The organism is Nocardia paucivorans NBRC 100373 (genome assembly GCF_000308675.1).
Taxonomy (GTDB): domain Bacteria; phylum Actinomycetota; class Actinomycetes; order Mycobacteriales; family Mycobacteriaceae; genus Nocardia; species Nocardia paucivorans.
Map to the genome: position 1 here is coordinate 437,410 of NZ_BAGE01000041.1, position 20,536 is coordinate 457,945.

A 20,536-nucleotide genomic window follows, 5' to 3' on the forward strand; every position below is an offset into this window, starting at 1 on the left:
CGCGCACGGTTCCGGTCGACGTTTTCCCGACCCGACGACCGAGCACCGCTAGCCGAGACGACGCGGACCATTGTCGAACCGGCTCGGCTGTGGGCCGATGCGAGCCCGGGCATACAGAATCGCCGCGGTGTCCGGGGCGGCCAGAACCGGTTCGCAGGCCAGCTCCCGTAATTCCGGCAAATCGTCGAACATGGCCGATATCCGCTGCGCCAACTCGATGAGAGCGTTCTTGTCCACCCGCGGACTGGCCGGTGTTCCGTTGAGCAACGGCGCGGCACGGGGCGCATCGATCAGGGCGGCGGCCTCGTCCGGGGACAGCGGAAGCGCGCGGTAGGCGCGGTCGCCCAGTAGCTCGATGATCAATCCGGACAGACCGAATTCGATCACCGAACCGAAGGCCGGGTCGTCTTGCACCTTCACCACACAGCCGACCCCCCTGGGCGCCATCCGCTGGATGTGCAGCAGCGGATCCCCGCAGAGTTCGGTCAGATCGTGATAGGCCTGCCGGACCGCCTCCGGTCGCCACAGATCCAGCCGCACCCAGCTCAGGTCCGGCCGGCGTCGCCAGTTGTCGCTGGCCGCTTTGGCCGCGACCGGGTATCCGAGCTCCTCGGCGGCCTGCACCGCCTCCTCGGCATCGCGCACCGCCCGGAATTCCACCACCGATATGCCATAGCAGTCGAGCAGGATCACGGTCTCCGTATCCGTCAACCGCCGGCCTTCCGGCGTGCCGGCCATCCACCGCGACACCAGTTCTCGGGCGTGCTCGGCATCGATACCGTCCGGGCGGGCCGTGGCCACGGGCGACATCGGTTTCTTCCGCCATTCGGCGTAGCGGTACACCCGGCCCAGAGCCCGCGCCGCCCGTTCCGGATCGGGATAGGAGGGGATCGACCCGCGGCCCGCGGAATCCCGCTCCTTCCGCATGGTCAGCAGGTCGGGGATACCTTCCTCGGCGACGAACGTCGTCAATATCGGTTTCTCCGCGGCGAGATCCAACGCCTCCGCGGCCTGGATGGCCTCGGCGAATTCGGTCGACGGAACCGGCACCGGCGGCGCGAACACCACGATCAGCGCATCCACCTCGTCGGCGCGCAGGGCCGTGGCCACCGCCTCACGATAGGCCGATGGGGTGGCCTCCGGCCCCAGATCCACCGGCTCCCGAGCGACCAGCCCCTCGCTCCGGGCGGCGTCGACCGCCAACCAGTTCAATGCCGCACTATTGCCCACCACCGCCACCCGAGGCCCGCGCGGTAACGGTTGGTAACCCAGAAGAGCGGCGCAGTCGAACATCTCGGAGATCGTGTCCACCTGCACGATTCCCGCCTGGGCGAACAGATCCCGCACAACCGAGCGGTTCAGGTCGCCGTCCGGGCGACCACGTGTGGTGAGTCGCCCGGTGCTCACCGCCACAATGGGTTTGGACCGGGCCACCCGGCGCGCTATCCGGGAGAACTTGCGGGGATTACCGAAACTTTCCAGATACAGCAGGATCACATCCGTATCGGGGTCGGTATCCCAGTACTGCAACAGATCGTTACCGGAGACATCGGCACGGTTTCCGGCGGAGACGAAGGTCGACAGCCCCAGGTTCCGCGCGGCCGCCTCGGCGAGAATCGCCACTCCCAGTGGTCCGGACTGGCAGAAGAATCCGATCCGACCCCGTCCCGGTAGGACGGGCGCCAATGTCGCGTTCAATCCCACCGTCGGATCGGTATTCGCTATCCCCAGCGCGCTGGGCCCCACCACCCGCATTCCGTGGCCTCGGGCGGCGGCCACCAGCTCGGTCTCGGCCGCTCGGCCCGTCACCCCGGATTCGGCGAATCCGGCCGTCAACACGACCAGCCCCTTGACCCCTTTGGCCATGCAATCGTCGAGGACCGAACCGATGGCCTCGGCGGGAACCGCGACCACGGCCAGATCCACCTCGTCCGGTATCTCGCGAACCGTTGCGTAGGCACGCACACCGCGCACCGAGCGGCGATTCGGATTCACCGGGAACACCGGCCCCTGGTATGTCCCGGACAGCAGATTGGCCAATACCGCTCCACCCACTCGACTCGTATCGGGTGTCGCCCCGATCACCGCCACCGAACCGGGCGCGAGCAGATTCCCGACGCTGCGCGCCTCCGAGGCGCGTTCCCGCGCGTCCCGCACCGACAGCAGGGCCTCGGTGGGGTCGATGGCGAACTCCAGATGCAGGACCGACCCGTCCCGGCTGCGTTCGACCTGGTAGCCGGCATCCCGGAAGACGGTGACCATAACGGTGTTCTCCGCCAACACCTCGGCGACGAATTTCTCGATCCGGTTCTCTGCGGCGGCGCCGGCCAGATGTTCGAGCAGAATCGATCCCAGTCCCCGTCCCTGATGCTCGTCGGCCACCACGAACGCCACCTCGGCGGCCCGGGGTCCGGGACGATCGAGCAATTCGTACCGGCCGACGGCGATGATCGACCCGCCCAATACGATCACCAACCCCACCCGGTCGCGATGATCGACATGGGTGGAGCGATACAGCTCCTTGGGCGAGATCCGCGGATACGGCCCGAAGTAGCGCAGGTAGCGGGAACGTTCGGAGAGCGAGGTGTGGAATCGTTGCAGTTCCTCGGCGTCGTCCGGGGTTATCGGCCGCAACCGCACCACACCACCATCGGAGGCCAGCACATCGGCGAACCAGTGCTGCGGCGGCGGGACGGCGTCCGAATCCTCGAGATCAGTCACGGGGATCCTCCGGGTCCAGGCCGAGCGCGCCGAAACACGCCCGGCGGGTGGCCAGCACCGCTCGGTCCATGGCGTGCTGGGCTCGATCGAAATGTGGGTTGCCGGTGTCGACGGCGCCCCCGGGACCGTCCCACCGACGAAACGAGATATCGGCACCGTCTCCCATCGTCTCCGGCGGACGCACCCGAGGGACCTCCGCGGTCACCAGATCGATCCAGTCCTGCGGTATCGGTGTCGCCGGGTCCACCGTACGGTCCAGAGCGGTGGCCAGCAGATGGGTCCAGGCCCGGGGCACCACCCGGACCAGGCCGTAACCACCGCCCCCGACCGCCAGCCACCGTCCTTCGGCATAGCGGTCGGCGAGATCCCGCATGGCCGCGAACGCCGCCCGCTGACAATCGACACTGAGTTCCAGGTCCGCCAGCGGGTCCTCCCGATGAGTGTCCACACCGCACTGGCTGATCACGATCTGGGGCCGGAAGGCCGCGACCGCACTCGGCACAACCGCGTGAAAACCTCGGAGCCACTGGGCATCTCGGGTACCGGGCAGCACCGGTAGATTGATCGCCGTCCCCTCCCCCGCACCGCTGCCGGTCTCCTCCGGCCAACCGGTGTTGGGCCACAGGGTCGCCGGATGCTGGTGAATCGAGAGCGTCAACACCCGTGGATCACCGTAGAAGGCGTGCTGTACACCGTCACCGTGGTGCACGTCGATATCGATATAGGCGATCCGGTCGAACCCCTGCTCGAGCAACCACGATATGGCCACCGCCACATCGTTGTACACGCAGAACCCCGCCGCGGCGGCCGGCATGGCGTGATGCATACCGCCGCCGATGCTCACCGCTCGTCGGCTGCGTCCGGTGGCGATCGCCTCGGCCGCTGCGAGCGTGCCGCCGACGATCACCGAGGCCGCCTCGTGCATACCGGGGAAGACCGGGTTGTCCACCGAGCCGAGCCCGTATCGCGAGACCTCGGCGAGCTCCGTATCGGGTGTATCGGTCACCTGCCGGACCGCATCGATGTAGTCGGCGCTGTGGATGCGCAACAGGTCGGCGGCGCCGGCCGGGTCGGGCGACAGCAGCTCGACACCGTCGAGCACACCCAAGGTGCGGGCCAGCTCCATGGTGTACCGCAGCCGGGCCGGTTTCATCGGATGCTCCAGCGTCCACGTATAGGACAGGAAGCGATCGGTCCATACGACGGTGCTCCCGGATTCGGAGGCATCGATCGCCTCGGATGCTGCGGTGGCCATGCTCGCAACGCTAGCGGGAAGGTAGAGGACCCGTCCCACGTTGTCATGCAGTAGAAATACTGGTATGTGCTAACGCGGCGGCAGGCCGCGCGCCGACAAGATTTCCCACGGGCAACGCGACACGCTCCGAGAATCGGAGAGGGTGCCGCGTGGGTAGAATTCGGGCCGACGAAGGGGTAACAGTGAAGGACCTGGTCGATACCACGGAGATGTATCTCCGAACCATCTACGACCTCGAAGAAGAGGGCGTGGTGCCCCTGCGCGCCCGAATCGCGGAGCGCCTCGAGCAGAGCGGGCCGACCGTGAGCCAGACAGTGGCACGGATGGAACGGGACGGATTGCTGCTGGTCGCCGGTGACCGGCATCTCGAACTGACCGAGAAAGGGCGCAGCATGGCGGTGGCCGTGATGCGCAAGCATCGGCTCGCCGAGCGCCTGCTCGTCGACATCATCGGGCTGGACTGGCAGAACGTCCATGCCGAGGCGTGTCGCTGGGAGCATGTGATGAGCGAGGAGGTCGAGCGCCGGCTCGTCGAGGTGCTCAACCATCCCACCACCTCCCCCTATGGCAACCCCATCCCCGGCCTGGACGAATTGGGCATCATGCCGCCCGAGTCGCAGGAGGAGAAGCTGGTCCGCCTGTCCGAGCTGCCGCAGGGACAACCGAACGCGGTGGTGGTGCGCCGATTGGCGGAGCACATCCAGACCGATCCGGCGGTTATCGGCCGGTTGCGCGAGGCAGGTGTGGTTCCCGATGCCCGGGTCACGGTGGAGAGCAAACCGGGGACGGTGGTGATCACGGTCCCCGGCCACGAGGGCTTCGAACTGCCCGTGGAGATGGCCCACGCCGTCCAGGTGAAGATGGCCTGACGAATGAAGCTTCTGGTTACCGGCGGAGCCGGGTATGTCGGCGGGGTCTGCGCGTATGTGCTGTTGGAACAGGGACACGAGGTGGTGGTCGTCGACGACCTGTCGACGGGCAATGCCGATGGTGTGCCGCAGGGGGCGCGATTCGTCGAGGGAGATGTAGCGCGGGAGGGGGCCGCGCTGCTGCGCGCCGAGCGTTTCGACGGAGTACTGCATTTCGCGGCGCAGTCGCTGGTCGGCGAATCGGTGCAGCAGCCGGAGAAGTACTGGCACGGCAATGTGGTGAAAACTCTCGCGCTGCTGGACGCCATGCGAGAAACGGATACCCGCCGCCTGGTGTTCTCCTCGACCGCGGCGGTATACGGCGAACCCGAACAGGTTCCCATCACCGAGGATGCGCCGACCCGACCGACCAATCCGTACGGCGCCTCGAAGTTGGCGATCGACCATGCGATCACCTCGTATGCGATCGCCCACGGTGTGGCGGGAACCAGTCTGCGCTATTTCAATGTGGCCGGCGCCTACGCGGGCCTCGGCGAGAACCGGGTGGTGGAAACCCATCTCATACCGCTGGTATTGCAGGTGGCCGCCGGACATCGGGACTCCATCTCGGTTTTCGGCACCGATTGGCCGACCCCGGACGGCACGGCGATCCGCGACTACATCCACATCCTGGATCTGGCCCAGGCGCATCTGTTGGCCCTGGACAGTGCCGAACCGGGTGTCCATCGCATATTCAATCTCGGTAGCGGTACGGGTTTCTCGGTGCGCGAGGTGATCTCGGCCTGCGCTCGAGTGACCGGCCGTCCCATCAATGCCGTGGACGCTCCGCGGCGAGCCGGCGATCCGGCGGTACTCATCGCGTCGAGCGACCGCGCCATCGCCGAGCTCGGCTGGCAACCGAAACACAACGATCTCGACGAGATCGTCGCCGACGCCTGGAAATACCTGACGGGTCTCGGCGCGCGCGCCCACAGCGCCCGCTAGTATCGCCGCCTCACACCGCCGGGCCCGAACGATCATTGTTCGGGCCCCAGGTCGATTCCCAGGTCCGCTGCGGTCTCCCGGCCGCAGCGGACCAATTCTCGTAGTCGTTCCGGGCGCATACCCGATATCAGCGCGGTATGCAGGAGTACCGCCATCGAATGGTCCGGGTCCGCCTCCAGGGCGATGTCCAAGGCGATACCCGCGAACGGACCGTCACCACGGACATAGGCGAAATAGCCGAGCAAGGCCGCCGATTCGGCTCGATCACCCGCGGATGCGGCCCGGGTCAGCCGGATCCACAGCTGTTCCGCGGCATCGGCGTGCACGGTGGCGGCCACTGCGAACATGGTGTCGCGTACCCGCCGGTCCCGTAGCGCCACCGCGATATCCGCCAGTTCCCGAGGCGGCAACCGCGCTCCCGAGTCCACATTCGAGATCTGCCAGAGCACCTGTTCCAGGGCGCGCCGACTGTACCCGAGGGGGTTGCCCGCGCGGGCCGCGGCGGCATAGTGCTCGTGTGCCCGGTCCGTGGCTCCGGGGATTTCCACGGCCATCCGCTCCCGCAGTTCGGTGTCCACGGCCACCAGGGCGGTCAATTCGGTACGGCCCCGGCGGATCGGCCGACCATCGAGCACATGGCTCAGCGCCACCGGTGAGGCCGCCGGATCCTGGACCGGTCCGCACCGTCGGGGGCCGCACATACTGCGCCAGGTCCGACCGGGTTCGATGGCCGGGACCGCCCAGGCGCCACGTATCGGCACACCGTGGGTCGCCAGTAACCGGGCCAACTCGGCGAGCTCCGGATATGACGCCCCACCCGACGGTTCGGCGGGAGGCGGGCGGTCGTCGACGACCACCACCAGCACACCCACCACACCGGGATGGGCGCATACCCGGGCTGCCGCCGCGGCGGTGGGCGCCGTATCGGTGGACGGTACGGCCGGTTGCTCCGCCAGATCGAACCGGACCACGAGATCGATCACCGCGCCGCCGGGATTCCCCGCCTCCGCACCGAGCACCGCGAGCACCATGGACCGTTCCGGCCGGAATCCCAGCATGGCCGGGATCGCGGCGATGAGTTCTCCCGGTTCCCCGAGCCGCGTCGACCCCTCCCGAATGGCCCACAGGTCGGGAAGGCCGCCCCCGCCTTCCGCGCACCGGATGATCCCGGTCGATCGACGGGTGGGCGGGACGGTCCCGCAAACCCCGGGACGAATGTGCGGCTCGGGGAAGCGAGCTCGATGCGTCGAAGAAGTCATGCTCCCAGCGTGGAGGCGAAGGATGCGAATCGAACCGACGCGACCTGGGAGAAAAGAAAACCTGTGGAGAACTTCCGCCTGTGAATACCTGCCGATGGACCACGGTGATTCCGGGCACGTCGAGCGGACCCGGGTATCCCGACAACAACCGAATCGCTCCGAGACCACCGGGATCGCCGACCCGAATCGCGCCCGCGGCGATATCCGCCGGAAACCCATCGCTCTCGTCCCGCCGGCGCACCGAAGTCTCGGAACACGTTCCGTCGCCGCGCCGGACGCCGACCTCCACCTGCCCGGTGGCGGCGCAGAACACGCACCGACCGCCGGCATCGGGAAACCGCGCAACCATCTCGGCAACCATCCGGTTACGCTTGGGGAATTCGGGAACCCCGACGGCTGTTGCCAATACACAAGGCCGATGTCCGTACCATACCCCGGCCGTTCATCGGCATAGGGGACAATGGACTCTGGTTCGTCGTGCTCCGGCGCGGCCGCGGGCGACCCACACCACCCGACCGCTACCGACGGACCGACGAACCGCGTAGGAAGGAGTACGCGATGGACTACGAGTCGCGAATGTACGAACTGGAGTTCCCCGCTCCGAAGCTGTCGTCCGCCGATGGCTCGGGTCCGGTCCTGGTGCACGGGCTCGAGGGCTATACCGATGCCGGTCACGCCGTCCGGCTGGCGACCACTCACCTGCGCGAGAGCCTGGAAAGCGAGCTGGTCGCCTCGTTCGACGTCGACGAGCTGCTCGACTACCGCTCACGGCGTCCGCTGATGACGTTCAAAACCGATCATTTCTCCGATTACGCCGACCCCGAGCTGAACCTGTGGGCCCTGCGCGATACCGCGGGTACTCCCTTCCTGCTGCTGGCCGGTATCGAACCGGATCTGCGCTGGGAGAAGTTCACCACCGCGGTGCGCTTGCTGGCCGAGCAGCTGGGGGTGCGGCGCAGTATCGGCCTCAGTGCCATCCCGATGGCGATCCCGCATACCCGTCCACTGGGGGTGACCGCCCACTCCTCCAACCGGGAGCTGATCCCGTCCGGCCAGACCTGGCCGGGCGAGTTGCAGGTGCCGGGCAGCGCGTCCATGCTGCTGGAATTCCGGATGGCCCAACACGGACACGAATCCGTCGGGTTCTCCGTGCACGTTCCGCACTATCTGGCCCAGACCTCGTATCCGGAGGCGGCGCAGACACTGCTCGAGCACGTCGGCGAGAACGCCGGGTTGGAGCTGCCGCTCGCCGCGCTCGGTGAGGCCGCGGCCCGGGTACGCGAACAGGTCAACGAACATATCGCGGGCAACCCCGAGGTGGAGATGGTGGTGCAGGCGTTGGAACGCCAGTACGACACATTCGTCTCGGCGCAGGAACGTCGGGTCGGCCTGCTGGTCGGCGAATCCGAGCTGCCCACGGGCGAGGAACTGGGGGCGGAATTCGAACGCTTCCTGGCCGAGCAGAGCGGTTACCGGGACGACGACCGTTCCGGCGGATTCCGGGGTGACGACGACCCGCGCTGATCGACGCGGACTTCGGCCCCGGGCGTTCTCACCGACCGGGGCCGCGTCATGGACGGGCCGACGACGCGATCTCGGACAGGTGCCGAGGTGCCCGCGAGCCGCCGAGGCCAGGACGTAGGGTGAGTCGAGTGGATCTGACCGAGCTGCTCGAAATACCGGGAACCGACGCCGAGGCCCTGTACGAGTCGTTCGGGGTATGGGCTGCCGATCAGGGCACGCCGCTGTACCCCGCGCAGGACGAGGCGCTCTTGGAGCTGGCGTCCGATTCCAATGTCATCCTCGCCACCCCGACCGGGTCCGGAAAATCGTTGGTCGCCGTGGGCGCACACCTGTTCGCACTGACCCGAGGGCTGCGCAGTTACTACACCGCGCCGATCAAGGCCCTGGTGAGCGAGAAGTTCTTCGCCCTGTGCGAACTGTTCGGCGCCGAACGTGTGGGGATGGTGACCGGCGATGCGGCCGTCAACCCGGAGGCCCCCATCATCTGTGCCACCGCCGAGATTCTGGCCAATGTGGCGCTGCGCGAGGGCGCGAACGCCGATGTGGGCCAGGTGGTGATGGACGAATTCCACTTCTACGCCGACCCGGACCGGGGGTGGGCCTGGCAGGTGCCGCTGTTGGAGTTGCCGCGCGCCCAGTTCCTGCTCATGTCGGCCACCCTCGGTGAGGTCGATTTCTTCGCCGAGGATCTACGCCGCCGCACCGGCCGCGCCACCGCGGTGGTCTCGGGCGCCCAGCGTCCGGTGCCGCTGAGTTTCTCCTACGCCCGCACCCCGATCACCGAAACCATCGAAGAACTGGTGACCACCCATCAGGCTCCGGTCTATGTCGTGCATTTCACCCAGGCCGCGGCTCTGGAACGAGCGCAGGCGTTGACCAGTCTCAATTTCGCCGGCCGCACCGAGAAAGCGGCCATTGCCGAGGCCCTGGGCGAGTTCCGTTTCTCCTCCGGGTTCGGCAAAACCCTGTCCCGGCTGATCCGGCACGGTATCGGGGTGCACCACGCGGGCATGCTGCCGAAGTATCGGCGACTGGTGGAACGGCTCGCCCAGGAAGGTCTGCTGAAGGTGGTCTGCGGAACCGACACCCTCGGCGTCGGGATCAACGTCCCCATCCGCACGGTGTTGCTGACCGGTCTGACCAAGTTCGACGGGGTACGCACCCGCCGGCTCAAGGCGCGGGAATTCCACCAGATCGCCGGCCGGGCCGGACGGGCCGGTTTCGACACCATGGGCACGGTGGTGGTCCAGGCCCCCGAACACGAGGTGGAGAACACTCGACTGTTGGCCAAGGCCGGCGACGACCCGAAGAAACGCAAGAAGGTCCAGCGACGCAAACCACCCGAGGGCTTCGTGTCCTGGAGCGAGGAGACCTTTCAACGACTGGTGGCGGCGCCACCGGAGCCGATGGTGTCCCGGTTCCGGGTGACCAATTCGATGCTGCTCAATGTGATCGCCCGCCCCGGCAACTGTTTCGATGCCATGCGGCATCTGCTCGAGGACAATCACGAACCGCGCCCCGCGCAGCGCCGGCACATCCTCCGCGCCATCCGGCTCTACCGCGCGTTACGCGATTCCGGGGTGGTACAGCAGCTGCCGGAACCGGACGCCCAGGGCCGCTGGGCCCGGCTCACCGTGGACCTGCAGCGGGATTTCGCGCTGGACCAGCCCTTGTCGCCGTTCGCCCTGGCCGCCTTGGAGCTGCTCGACCGCGAATCCCCCACCTATGCCCTGGACGTGGTGTCGCTCATCGAATCGACACTGGAGGACCCCCGACAGCTGCTGCTGGCCCAACAGCACAAGGCACGCGGCGAGGCCGTGGCGGAGATGAAGGCCGAGGGCATCGAGTACGACGAACGCATGGAGTTGCTGGAGGAGATCACCTGGCCGAAACCGCTGGCGGAACTCATCGATAGCGCCTACGAGACCTACCGTGCCGGTCATCCGTGGCTGTCGGAGTTCACCCCGTCCCCGAAAGCGGTGGTCCGCGACATGATCGAGCGTTCGATGACGTTCACGGAGCTCATCTCCCATTACGAGCTGGCCCGCTCGGAAGGTATCGTGCTGCGCTACCTGGCCGACGCCTATCGCGCCTTGAAACGCACCGTGCCGGAGTCGGCGCGCACCGAAGAACTCGACGACATCACCGAATGGCTGGGGGAACTGGTCCGTCAGGTGGATTCGAGTCTGTTGGACGAATGGGAGCAGTTGACCGGGGCCGGCGCGGAAACCGATGCCGAGCAGGTCGCCTTCGGAGCGGAGACCGTCCGTCCGATCACGGCCAATGAACGTGCCTTCCGAGTGTTGGTGCGCAACGCCATGTTCCGCCGGGTCGAACTGGCCGCGCGACGGCAGTGGGACGCGCTCGCCGAGCTGGGGCCGGGACCGGATTGGGAGCGTGAACTGGCCCCCTACTTCGCCGAGTACGGCAGTATCGGCACCGGTCCGGATGCCCGGGGCCCCACCTGTTCCAGGTGCGAACCCGACCCGGTTTCTGGGAAGTGCGGCAAACACTGGAGGATCCCGCGGGCGATCGCGGCTGGGCATTACTGGCGACCGTCGACCTCGCGGCCTCCGATGCGGCCGGTGAGGTCGTATTCGACGAGGTCACGATTGTGGCCGGGTGAAGCACCGGTGATGGTGCGGTGAATGGAGCGCGAGGTGGTCCCGCGTGTCCGGCACGGATTCGGTTTCGGGTTCGAGCCGCTGATACTCTCTCCCCCGCTGCCCGACGGAAAGACCTGCCCATGCTCGATTCACCCCACCTGGTCATCGACCCGGAGCGCGTCCGCGCGAACTACCGCGACCTCGCGTCCGGCCTGATGTCGACGCCTCGTCCGGCAATCATCCGATACGCGGTCAAGGCGTGCCCGCTGCCCCAGGTCGTCACCGTCCTGGACGCCGAAGGCGCGGAGTTCGATATCGCCTCCGTCGGAGAGATCGAGCTGTGCCTGGCAGCGGGGGTATCCGCCCATCGGCTCTGCTATGGCAACCCGATCAAGAAGGCCGGCGATATCGCCCGCGCCGCCGCCCTGGGGGTACGCCGTTTCGCGTTCGACACCGAAGCCGATCTGCTGCGGATTGCCGAGCACGCCCCCGGCGCCCGGGTGGAGTGCCGGTTCCTGGCCGACGCACCGCAGTCGCAGACACCGTTCGGCAGCAAGTTCGGCTGTGCCCCCGAGGAGGCGCTTCGACTGCTGGCCCGGGCCGCGGATCTGGGTCTGGCCGTGGTGGGACCGTATTTCCACGTCGGTTCGCAACAGCTGGATCCGCAGGCCTGGCGAGCCGGGATCGAACAGGCCGGTCGGATCGTCGCGGCCTTGAGTGACAAGGGAATCGGCGTCGAATACGTCAATATCGGCGGTGGCCTGCCGATCGGTTACGCCGACCCGGCGCCGGAGTTGGAACGGATCACCGCGGTGATCTCCGCCGCGGCGGCCGAATTCCTACCCGCGACAACCGGTCTGGTGGTGGAACCGGGGCGGGCGTTGGTCGCCACCGCGGGCACCATCCACGCCGAGGTCGTCGGGGTGCGGACGGCGCCGGACGGCCGCCGCTGGGTGTACCTCGATATCGGCCGCTACAACGGGCTGGCCGAAACCGAGAACGAATACATCGCCTACCGTTTCGCCACCGACCGCGACGGCGACCCGGTCGGCGAGGTGGTGCTGGCCGGTCCGACCTGCGACGGCGACGATGTGCTCTACCAGCGCACCCGCATTCTGCTGCCCACCACTCTGCGGGCCGGTGACCGGATCCGCATTCTCGACACCGGCGCGTATACGGCGAGTTATTCGTCGGTGTCCTTCAACGGTTTCCCGCCCCTGGCCGTCCATGTCCTGGGGCACTGAGCGAGAGGAGGTATGCGAAGTGACGGCGGAATTCACCGGCCGGCATGTACTGGCCGAATTCGGTGGTGTCGACGCAGATCTCTGCAATGATGTCACCCGTCTCGAGACCGCGTTGCGTGAGTCACTGGACGCAGCCGGGGTCACGATCTGCGATATGGTGCACAAACAATTCGAGCCCCAGGGCGTGACCATTCTCGCGCTGCTGTCGGAATCACATGCCTCGATCCACACCTACCCCGAGAGCGGGGACATCTTCGTCGACGTGTTCACCTGCGGTACCAAGGGTGAAAGCGCCGAGAAGGCGGCGGAATACCTGCGCGCGGCCCTGGCGCCGCAGCGGGTCCGTATCTCCACCGTGCGCCGCGGCAAGGCCGGGCATCGGGTAGTGGAGCCGGTCGGGCCGGGTCTGACCCGTACCTGGGAGCTCTCCGAGGTACTGGTCGACACCCACACCGACTACCAACATCTGCTGATAGGTCGCACCGAACAGGGCATTTCCCTGTTCTCCGACGACGATCGCCAGTCCACCGAGTTCTCCCAGCTCACCTATCACGAGGCCTTGATGGTTCCGGCGTTCCTTCTGACCGAGAAGCTGGACAATGTGCTCATCATCGGCTCCGGTGAGGGAGTGGCGAGCCAGATGTCGGTCGCCGCGGGCGCCAACCGGGTCGACCACGTCGATATCGACCGCACCGCGGTCGAGCTGTGCGCCGAGCACCTGCCCTACGGTTACACCCCCGCCGAACTCGCCGAGGCGAGCGCCGGTAAAGGGCAGATCCGGGTGCATTTCGCCGATGGGTGGGATTTCCTGGCCCGGGCCGCGGCCAATGGCGACCGCTACGACGTCATCGTGATCGACCTGCCCGACGAACGCCCCGAGCAGGCCCAACACAATCGCCTCTACGAAACCGAGTTCCTGCAGCGGTGTCGAGATCTGCTGGCCCCGGGCGGCGTACTGGCCGCACAGGCCGGTTGTGCCACCATGTGGCGCAACGAGACGCTGCGGCGATCCTGGCGGCGTTTCCACGAACAGTTCGAGACCGTGGTCCACTACGGCAGCGACGAGCACGAATGGTCGTTCCTGTTCGGCCTCACCGAGCGGATCGATGATCCGGTGACCGGTATGGTCGATCGGCTCGCCACCCTTCCCTATCGACCGGAGACCATCGACGGGCCCGCGCTGCGTCGGGGCGCGATCGAACCCCACGCATTGCGCGCCGAAGCCCAGGTGTCGGCTTAGCGCGGCTGCTGGGCGCGGATGAGCTCCGCCAGGTGGCGATAGTCGTCACCCCGCGCGGTGGAGGCACGAAAGATCAGACCGATGGTGCGACCCGGTGCCGGGTCGGCGAATCGCGCGGTGGCCAGACCGGCCCGCTCGGTCTCCACCGCGACGGCCATTTGCGGCAGCAGTGTGACCCCCAGGCCGCCGGCCACACACTGCACAACCGTGGTCAGGGTGGCGGCTCGGGTATCACCGACCGGCGCGGGGTGTATCTCGGCTGCGCGGCACATGTCCAGGGTCTGATCACGCAGGCAGTGCCCCTCGTCCAGGAGCAGCAACGGTATCGAATCCAGATCGGCGGGTTTGATGTCGCCGCGTCCGGCCAGCTCGTGGTCGACAGGGGTGACCAGGACGAATTCCTCGGTATAGAGCGGAATTTCGATCAGTCCGGTGGTTTCGATGGGCAGTGCCGCCACCGCGACGTCCAGAAGGCCGGTGCGTAGGGCATCGACCAGGCGAGCGGTGCGGTCCTCGACGATCTGAGGAATCAGTGTGGGCGCCTGCCGGCGCAGGACGGGCAGCAGCGTCGGCAATACATAGGGTGCCACGGTCGGGATGATGCCCATCCGCAGGGCGCCCCCGAGCCCGTCCCCGCCGGCCGAGGCCAGAAATCGATCGGCCGCCTCGAGGGTGGCAACCGCCTGGGGTAGCAATCGCCGGCCGGTGACGGTGACCAGAACCCGGCGGGTACTGCGCTCGATCAGCTGGAGTCCCAGACCGTTCTCCAGTGCCGCGAGCGCCTGCGAGAGAGTGGGCTGGCTCACACCCAGCCGAGCCGCGGCCGTACCGAAATGACGGTATTCGGCGATGGCGACGAAAGCCCGTAACTGCGAGAGAGTGGGCTGGTAGTTCGGATCGGGCACGCCTATTACTATAGTGATATATATCACTTTTGCTTTTGAGATGGGCCCAACCCGTACCCGGATGGGACCAACGCGACAGGCCCTGAGCGCCCTGGCCCGACACCACCGCCCGGTACTCTCGGCAGGTATGGGCACACAGGCCGAAGTGTTGCGTGTTTTCACCGATGCCACGGGCCGGTTCGGCAATGAGTTGGGAGTCGTTCGAGCCGAGGAGGTGGCCACGCCCGACCGACAGGCCGTGGCGACCCGGCTCGGTTTCAGCGAAACGATTTTCGTGGACGATCCCGTCGACGGAGTCGCCCGGGTACGGATCTACACTCCCGCGGTCGAACTACCGTTCGCCGGTCATCCCGCCGTGGGGACGGCATGGTGGCTGGCCCAACGCGGAACACCGGCCCAGATCCTGGATCTGCCCGCCGGACTCGTCCGGGTGCAGAGCACCCACGGACTCGTCAGCATCAATGTCCAGGCGTCCTGGACCACCGACTTCACCTTTCACCAGGTCGCGAATACCGAGGAGTTGGCCGCGTTCACCCCAACCGATTTCGACGGGGGCGAACACTACGTGTGGACCTGGACCGACGAACACCGCGGTGCGTTGCGCTCTCGCATGTTCGCTCCCGCCGTGGGGGTCGCCGAGGACGAGGCAACCGGCGCGGCCGCCGTGGCGCTCACCGCCCGACTGCGCCAAGGGCTGGTGATCACCCAGGGAAAGGGATCGCAGATCTTCACCGAATGGAACTCCGACGGCTGGGTCTGCCTCGCCGGGCGCGTGGTGGCCGAACCACCTGTCACCGTGTGAACACCGGACACCGACCGGGGTCGATCCGGTCGCGGCATTCACCCGTATGCGGCCTCGACCAGCATGTACGCCATGCCCAGGCCCATCACCGCATGAGGTAGCCGAGCCGCGTGCGCCCCGTGCGCGCACAACTGCCACCGGGCGGCGCCACGGGGAAGCGGCACCGCAACCACGACGGCATCGACCAGGAACAGCACTGCGAGCCCGAGCAGCACACCGGCAGGTGATCCCCCGGTATGTCCCGTCGCGGAATGTCCGGACATCGTGTAACACATGACCACCGCACCTACGAAGTGACGACCGAATACCGCGGGCCGGCCCACGGACCGCGCGCGGCCCTCGCCGTACCACCGCAGTGTCCGGTCCACGAACAGCAGCCCGAACACCACAGCCATGGCGAGCAGGACACCGTGCAGCGCATGCGGGCTCAGTCGGGACGGGAACAGCAGCATGGCGAGCATGACGGCACACATGAGCAGGTGGGCGGCATCGGATTCGTGATCCGCCACGGCGGACCCGATCGCCCCGGTCGCGAGTCCGTCCCGCCCACCGGCGTCGACCGGCGCCGGACGCGAGCTCGACAGCCCGACCAGCACGACCCCCACCGCGCCCACGAAGGCCCCCACGACCAGCCACCGCAACACCGCATGTCCCATCGCGAATTCCACCATGCCCCAATGCCTCTCGCCACCACACCGCGATCCGCTCTTCATGTTCGCATTCGGCCGGGACCGATATCCTCGATTCCGAAACTCCACGGGTGGCACTCCCCACCGGTCCGTGTCGGATGTGGAAACCGGAGGTATTCCGGTGTGACCTCGCCTACCGCCACGCCGGCCGAGCGGGTGCTTTCGCTAGGCTGGTCGACGCAATGACCAGGACAGCAGCCGGCTCGCGCGAGCTCCGCACCCGACTGGCCTCGCTCACCCTCCGCGACGAACACCGGCTGCGCCGGCAACTGGACCGGGTCCGCGACGGCGACCACGAACGCCTCGACCGTGAGATCGCGGCCGCCGAACAGCGGATCGCCGATCGGCGCGCGGCCGTACCGAAGATCGACTATCCCGAACAGCTGCCGGTCACCGCCCGCCGCGCCGATATCGCCGAGGCCATCGCCGCCCATCAGGTGGTGATCGTGGCCGGCGAGACCGGATCGGGCAAAACCACCCAGATCCCGAAGATCTGTCTGGAACTGGGCCGTGGCATTCGCGGCATGATCGGCCATACCCAGCCACGCCGGCTCGCGGCCCGGACCGTGGCCGAGCGGATCGCCGAGGAACTCGGCACCGAACTGGGTGACGCCGTCGGCTACACCGTACGGTTCACCGACCGGGCGGCCGATCACACCCTGATCAAACTGATGACCGACGGCATCCTGCTCGCCGAGATCCAGCGCGACCGGATGCTGCGCGCCTACGACACGATCATCATCGACGAGGCCCACGAGCGCAGCCTCAATATCGATTTCCTGCTCGGCTATCTGAAACAGCTGCTGCCGCGCCGCCCGGATCTGAAGGTGATCATCACCTCGGCCACCATCGACCCGGAGCTGTTCGCCCGCCATTTCGCCGATGCCTCCGGCACACCGGCCCCGATCGTCGAAGTGTCCGGCCGGTCGTATCCGGTGGAGATCCGTTACCGCCCGTTGGCGCTACCGCCGCCGGCCGCCGACTCCGACGACGAAACGGACGACGAGGATCGGGTGATCGACCGGGATCCGGTGGACGCCATCTGCGACGCCGTGGTCGAACTGTTCGCCGAGGGCGATGGGGATGTGCTGGTGTTCCTGTCCGGGGAACGTGAGATCCGGGACACCGCCGACGCGCTCGCCGATCTGAAATTGCCGCGCACCGAGATCCTGCCGCTGTACGCGCGATTGTCGGCGGCCGAACAGCACCGGGTGTTCACCCCGCACACCGGCCGCCGGGTGGTGCTGGCCACCAATGTGGCCGAGACCTCGCTCACCGTGCCGGGTATCCGCTATGTGATCGACCCCGGCACCGCCCGGATCTCCCGCTACTCGATGCGCACCAAGGTGCAGCGGTTGCCCATCGAACCGATTTCCCAGGCCTCGGCCCGGCAACGGGCCGGACGCTGCGGGCGTGTCGCGGACGGTATCTGTATCCGGCTGTATTCGGAGGACGATTTCGAATCACGGCCGCTGTTCACCGACCCGGAGATCCTGCGCACCAATCTGGCCGCGGTCATCCTGCAGATGACCGCGCTCGGCCTGGGCGATATCGAGAGTTTCCCCTTCGTCGAGGCTCCCGACCGACGCGCGATTCGCGACGGTATCGCCCTGCTGGAGGAACTCGGGGCGCTGGCCCGACGAACAGCCGAACGACCCGCCGCATCCCCTCGCGACACGCGCGCATCCGCCACCGCGGAAAGTGCGTCCGACCCCGGCACCGACACACCGGCCGACGCATCCCCCACCGGCTCGGCGCCCGGCTCCCGGCGTCGGCGCCACGACACCGATCGCGGACTCGTACTCACCCCCACCGGCCGCGAGATGGCCCGACTGCCGGTCGACCCACGGATGGCCCGGATGCTGGTGGAGGCGCACCGCAACGGATGCCTGGCCGATGTGCTGGTCATCGTGGCCGCGCTCTCGATCCAGGATGTGCGCGAACGCCCCGCCGACCGACAGCAGGCCGCCGACGCCGCCCACGCCCGGTTCGCGGTCGAGAACTCCGATTTCCTGGCCTATCTGCGGCTGTGGGAATACCTGAACGGGCAGCGCCGCACCCTGTCGGCCAATCGATTCCGACGGATGTGCCGCGAGGAATTCCTGCACTACCTGAGAATCCGGGAGTGGCAGGATCTGCACGGCCAATTGCGCACCATAGCCAAGGGGATGGGCTGGTCGGTCCACGATGAGCCCGATCGTGACGAACCGACCCGCGGACAGGTCACCGATACCGCGGATTCCGGGAAGAAATCCCGCCGCAACCGCAACGGCCGACCCGAACGAGTGGGTGCGACCGACGGACGGGCCCGACCCCGGCGCGCGGTACCACGCCCGCTCGAGGAGATGAGTACCGAGACCGATCCGTGGGACGCCACCGCCATCCACCGCTCGCTACTGGCCGGGATGCTGTCGCATATCGGTGTGCGGGAAGCGGAATCCCGGGAATTCCTGGGGGCCCGCAATGCCAAGTTCATGATCTTCCCCGGATCGGCATTGGCGAAGAAACCGCCCCGGTGGGTGATGGCGGCCGAACTGGTCGAAACCTCCCGGCTGTGGGGTCGGATCGCGGCCCGGGTGGAACCGGAATGGGCCGAACGGCTCGCCGGTGATCTGGTGAAGCGCACCTACTCCGAACCCCGCTGGTCGGCCAAACGCGGCGCCGCGCAGGCCTATGAGCGGGTCACCCTCTACGGCATTCCGCTGGTGACCGGACGGCTCGTCGACTACGGGCGCATCGACCCGCAGACCGCACGAGAGCTGTTCCTGCGGCATGCCCTGGTCCAGGGCGAATGGCGCACCCGCCACGAGTTCTTCCACCGCAATCGAGCGCTGCTCGACGATATCGCCGACCTGGAACACCGGGCCCGGCGACGGGACATCCTGGTCGATGACGAAGCCCTGTTCGAGTTCTACGACCGCCGTATCCCCGCCGATATCGTTTCCGTCCGGCATTTCGACAGCTGGTGGCGGACCGCGAAACAAGCCGATCCCACCCTGCTCGACTTCACCACCGAGACGGTGGTGAACGCGGGCGCCGATCGACTGAACCCGGCGGATTTCCCGGACACCTGGCGGCAGGGGGAACTGTCCTTCCCGTTGACCTACCAGTTCGAACCGGGACAGGCCGACGACGGTGTGACGGTGCATATCCCGGTGGCACAGCTTCCGCATGTTCGGGCGGTCGGATTCGACTGGCTGGTGCCCGGTATGCGCAACGAGTTGGTGACCGCGCTCATCAAAACACTGCCCAAACAGTTGCGTCGCACCGTGGTCCCGGCCCCGGATTTTGCGGCCGCGGCATTGGCCGCGCTCACTCCCCGCGCCGAACCGCTACGGATCGGGCTGGCCCGGGAGCTGACCCGATTGGGCGCCGCGCCGATCTCCCCCGGTGATCTCGATCCCGCCGCTCTCCCCGACCATCTGCGGATGACCTTCGCCGCCACCGATGCCGACGGGCGAGTCCTGGCCACCGACAAGGATCTGACCCGATTGCGGACCCGACTGTCCGACGAGGTCGCGCGGTCGGTATCGCGGGCGACGGCGAGTGCCGAACGTCCACCCGCAACGGTGTGGACCAGCGAATCGCTGGGCACCCTGGAACCGACCGTACGCAGTCGGGTCGGCAACCAGACCGTCACCGGGTATCCGGCACTGGTACCGGAGGCCGGCGGGGTGGCGGTGCGGGTGCTCAGCTCCCCGGCCGAACAGGCGCGCGCCATGCGCGCCGGGACCCGAGCCTTGGTATTGCGGGCGATTCCCACCTCGGTGCGGGCGGCGACGGCCGGGTTGTCACCGGCGGATCGACTGGTCCTGAGCCAGAACCCGTATGGGTCCCTCGAGGCATTGGTGGAGGATTGCCGAGCCGGTGCCGTCGACGAACTCGTCGCCGCGGCGGGCGGACCGGTGCGCAGCCCGCAACGGTTCGCGGCACTGATCGAATCGCTGCGCCCGAAACTCACCCCCGCGGTTGCCCGGCTGGTGCGCACGGTGGTCCCGGTCCTTGCCGAAGCGCATCGGGTCACTTCCGCATTGGCGAATACCCGGGAACGGGATATCGCCGAGGATGTCCGCGCGCAACTGGCCGAGCTGGTGTTCCCGGGTTTCATCTCGGAATGGGGCGCCGTGCGACTACGGGAACTGCCCCGCTATCTGCGAGCCGCCGTGGTTCGACTGGAGTCGTTGCCGGGATCGGCGGACCGGGACCGTCGGGGTATGGCCGACGTGGATGCCGCCTTCGCCGCCTACGAACAGTTGTTGTCCCGGCTGCCCGAGCAGCGGCGCGAGGCCCCCGAGGTGGCCGAGATCTGGTGGATGATCGAAGAGTTGCGCGTCAGCCTGTTCGCCCAACAACTCGGCACCCCGTATCCGGTATCGCTCAAGCGGATCCAGAAGGCGATCGGCGCCATCCGCCGCTAGGGCGCGGACCGGGTCCGAAC

At 67.5% G+C, this 20,536-nt stretch carries 13 protein-coding genes; 8 read left to right on the forward strand and 5 right to left on the reverse strand.

The annotated features are described in order from the left end of the window. Positions 1–48: 48 nt before the first annotated feature. A complete protein-coding gene (locus ON32_RS13545; protein ID WP_040791150.1) occupies positions 49–2,721 on the reverse strand; it encodes a bifunctional acetate--CoA ligase family protein/GNAT family N-acetyltransferase in 2,673 nt (890 codons plus the stop codon). Next, on the reverse strand, positions 2,714–3,976 hold the full coding sequence (locus tag ON32_RS13550; protein ID WP_051133198.1) for an acetoin utilization protein AcuC: 1,263 nt from the start codon (positions 3,974–3,976) through the stop codon (positions 2,714–2,716). The genes ON32_RS13545 and ON32_RS13550 overlap by 8 nt, the downstream gene beginning before the upstream one ends. A gap of 182 nt (positions 3,977–4,158) precedes the next feature. Here ON32_RS13550 and ON32_RS13555 point away from each other — a divergent pair, with 182 nt between their 5' ends. Together ON32_RS13555 and galE are read left to right on the forward strand one after the other, a co-directional pair. Next, positions 4,159–4,845 (forward strand): iron-dependent transcriptional repressor DtxR, encoded by a 687-nt coding sequence (locus ON32_RS13555; protein ID WP_040791151.1) that lies wholly within the window; start codon positions 4,159–4,161, stop codon positions 4,843–4,845. Positions 4,846–4,848: 3 nt separating this feature from the next. Continuing rightward, positions 4,849–5,829 carry a UDP-glucose 4-epimerase GalE gene (gene galE, locus ON32_RS13560; RefSeq protein WP_040791152.1) on the forward strand — a complete coding sequence of 327 codons (981 nt, stop codon included), beginning with the start codon at positions 4,849–4,851 and terminating at the stop codon, positions 5,827–5,829. A gap of 32 nt (positions 5,830–5,861) precedes the next feature. Here galE and ON32_RS13565 read toward each other — a convergent pair whose 3' ends face one another. Next, the gene (locus tag ON32_RS13565; protein ID WP_157224183.1) at positions 5,862–7,088 is read right to left on the reverse strand and encodes a DUF4192 domain-containing protein; all 1,227 of its coding nucleotides are present in this window, start codon (positions 7,086–7,088) and stop codon (positions 5,862–5,864) included. Positions 7,089–7,646: 558 nt separating this feature from the next. Between ON32_RS13565 and ON32_RS13575 the strand changes: the two genes are divergently transcribed. From ON32_RS13575 to speD, 4 genes are all read left to right on the forward strand, one after another. After that, entirely contained in the window at positions 7,647–8,612 is a 966-nt protein-coding gene (locus ON32_RS13575) for a PAC2 family protein (RefSeq protein ID WP_040791154.1), read from the forward strand. A gap of 128 nt (positions 8,613–8,740) precedes the next feature. Continuing rightward, the gene (locus tag ON32_RS13580; RefSeq protein ID WP_444543716.1) at positions 8,741–11,260 is read left to right on the forward strand and encodes a DEAD/DEAH box helicase; all 2,520 of its coding nucleotides are present in this window, start codon (positions 8,741–8,743) and stop codon (positions 11,258–11,260) included. A 98-nt stretch (positions 11,261–11,358) separates the two neighbouring features. Then, the gene (locus ON32_RS13585; RefSeq protein ID WP_040791155.1) at positions 11,359–12,462 is read left to right on the forward strand and encodes a type III PLP-dependent enzyme; all 1,104 of its coding nucleotides are present in this window, start codon (positions 11,359–11,361) and stop codon (positions 12,460–12,462) included. A gap of 19 nt (positions 12,463–12,481) precedes the next feature. Then, positions 12,482–13,702: an adenosylmethionine decarboxylase gene (gene speD, locus ON32_RS13590; protein WP_040791336.1), complete on the forward strand. Its 1,221-nt coding sequence runs from the start codon at positions 12,482–12,484 to the stop codon at positions 13,700–13,702. Here the strand turns inward: speD and ON32_RS13595 are convergent. Next, positions 13,699–14,607: a hydrogen peroxide-inducible genes activator gene (locus ON32_RS13595; protein ID WP_040791156.1), complete on the reverse strand. Its 909-nt coding sequence runs from the start codon at positions 14,605–14,607 to the stop codon at positions 13,699–13,701. The genes speD and ON32_RS13595 overlap by 4 nt on opposite strands. Before the next feature lie 127 nt (positions 14,608–14,734). Here ON32_RS13595 and ON32_RS13600 point away from each other — a divergent pair, with 127 nt between their 5' ends. Then, entirely contained in the window at positions 14,735–15,409 is a 675-nt protein-coding gene (locus ON32_RS13600) for a PhzF family phenazine biosynthesis protein (protein ID WP_040791157.1), read from the forward strand. Between the two features lie 38 nt (positions 15,410–15,447). Here the strand turns inward: ON32_RS13600 and ON32_RS13605 are convergent, their stop codons facing one another. Continuing rightward, the gene (locus ON32_RS13605) at positions 15,448–16,080 is read right to left on the reverse strand and encodes a DUF5134 domain-containing protein (RefSeq protein WP_040791158.1); all 633 of its coding nucleotides are present in this window, start codon (positions 16,078–16,080) and stop codon (positions 15,448–15,450) included. Between the two features lie 200 nt (positions 16,081–16,280). Between ON32_RS13605 and hrpA the strand changes: the two genes are divergently transcribed. After that, positions 16,281–20,516 carry an ATP-dependent RNA helicase HrpA gene (hrpA, locus tag ON32_RS13610; protein WP_040791159.1) on the forward strand — a complete coding sequence of 1,412 codons (4,236 nt, stop codon included), beginning with the start codon at positions 16,281–16,283 and terminating at the stop codon, positions 20,514–20,516. The last annotated feature ends 20 nt before the right edge of the window (positions 20,517–20,536 follow it).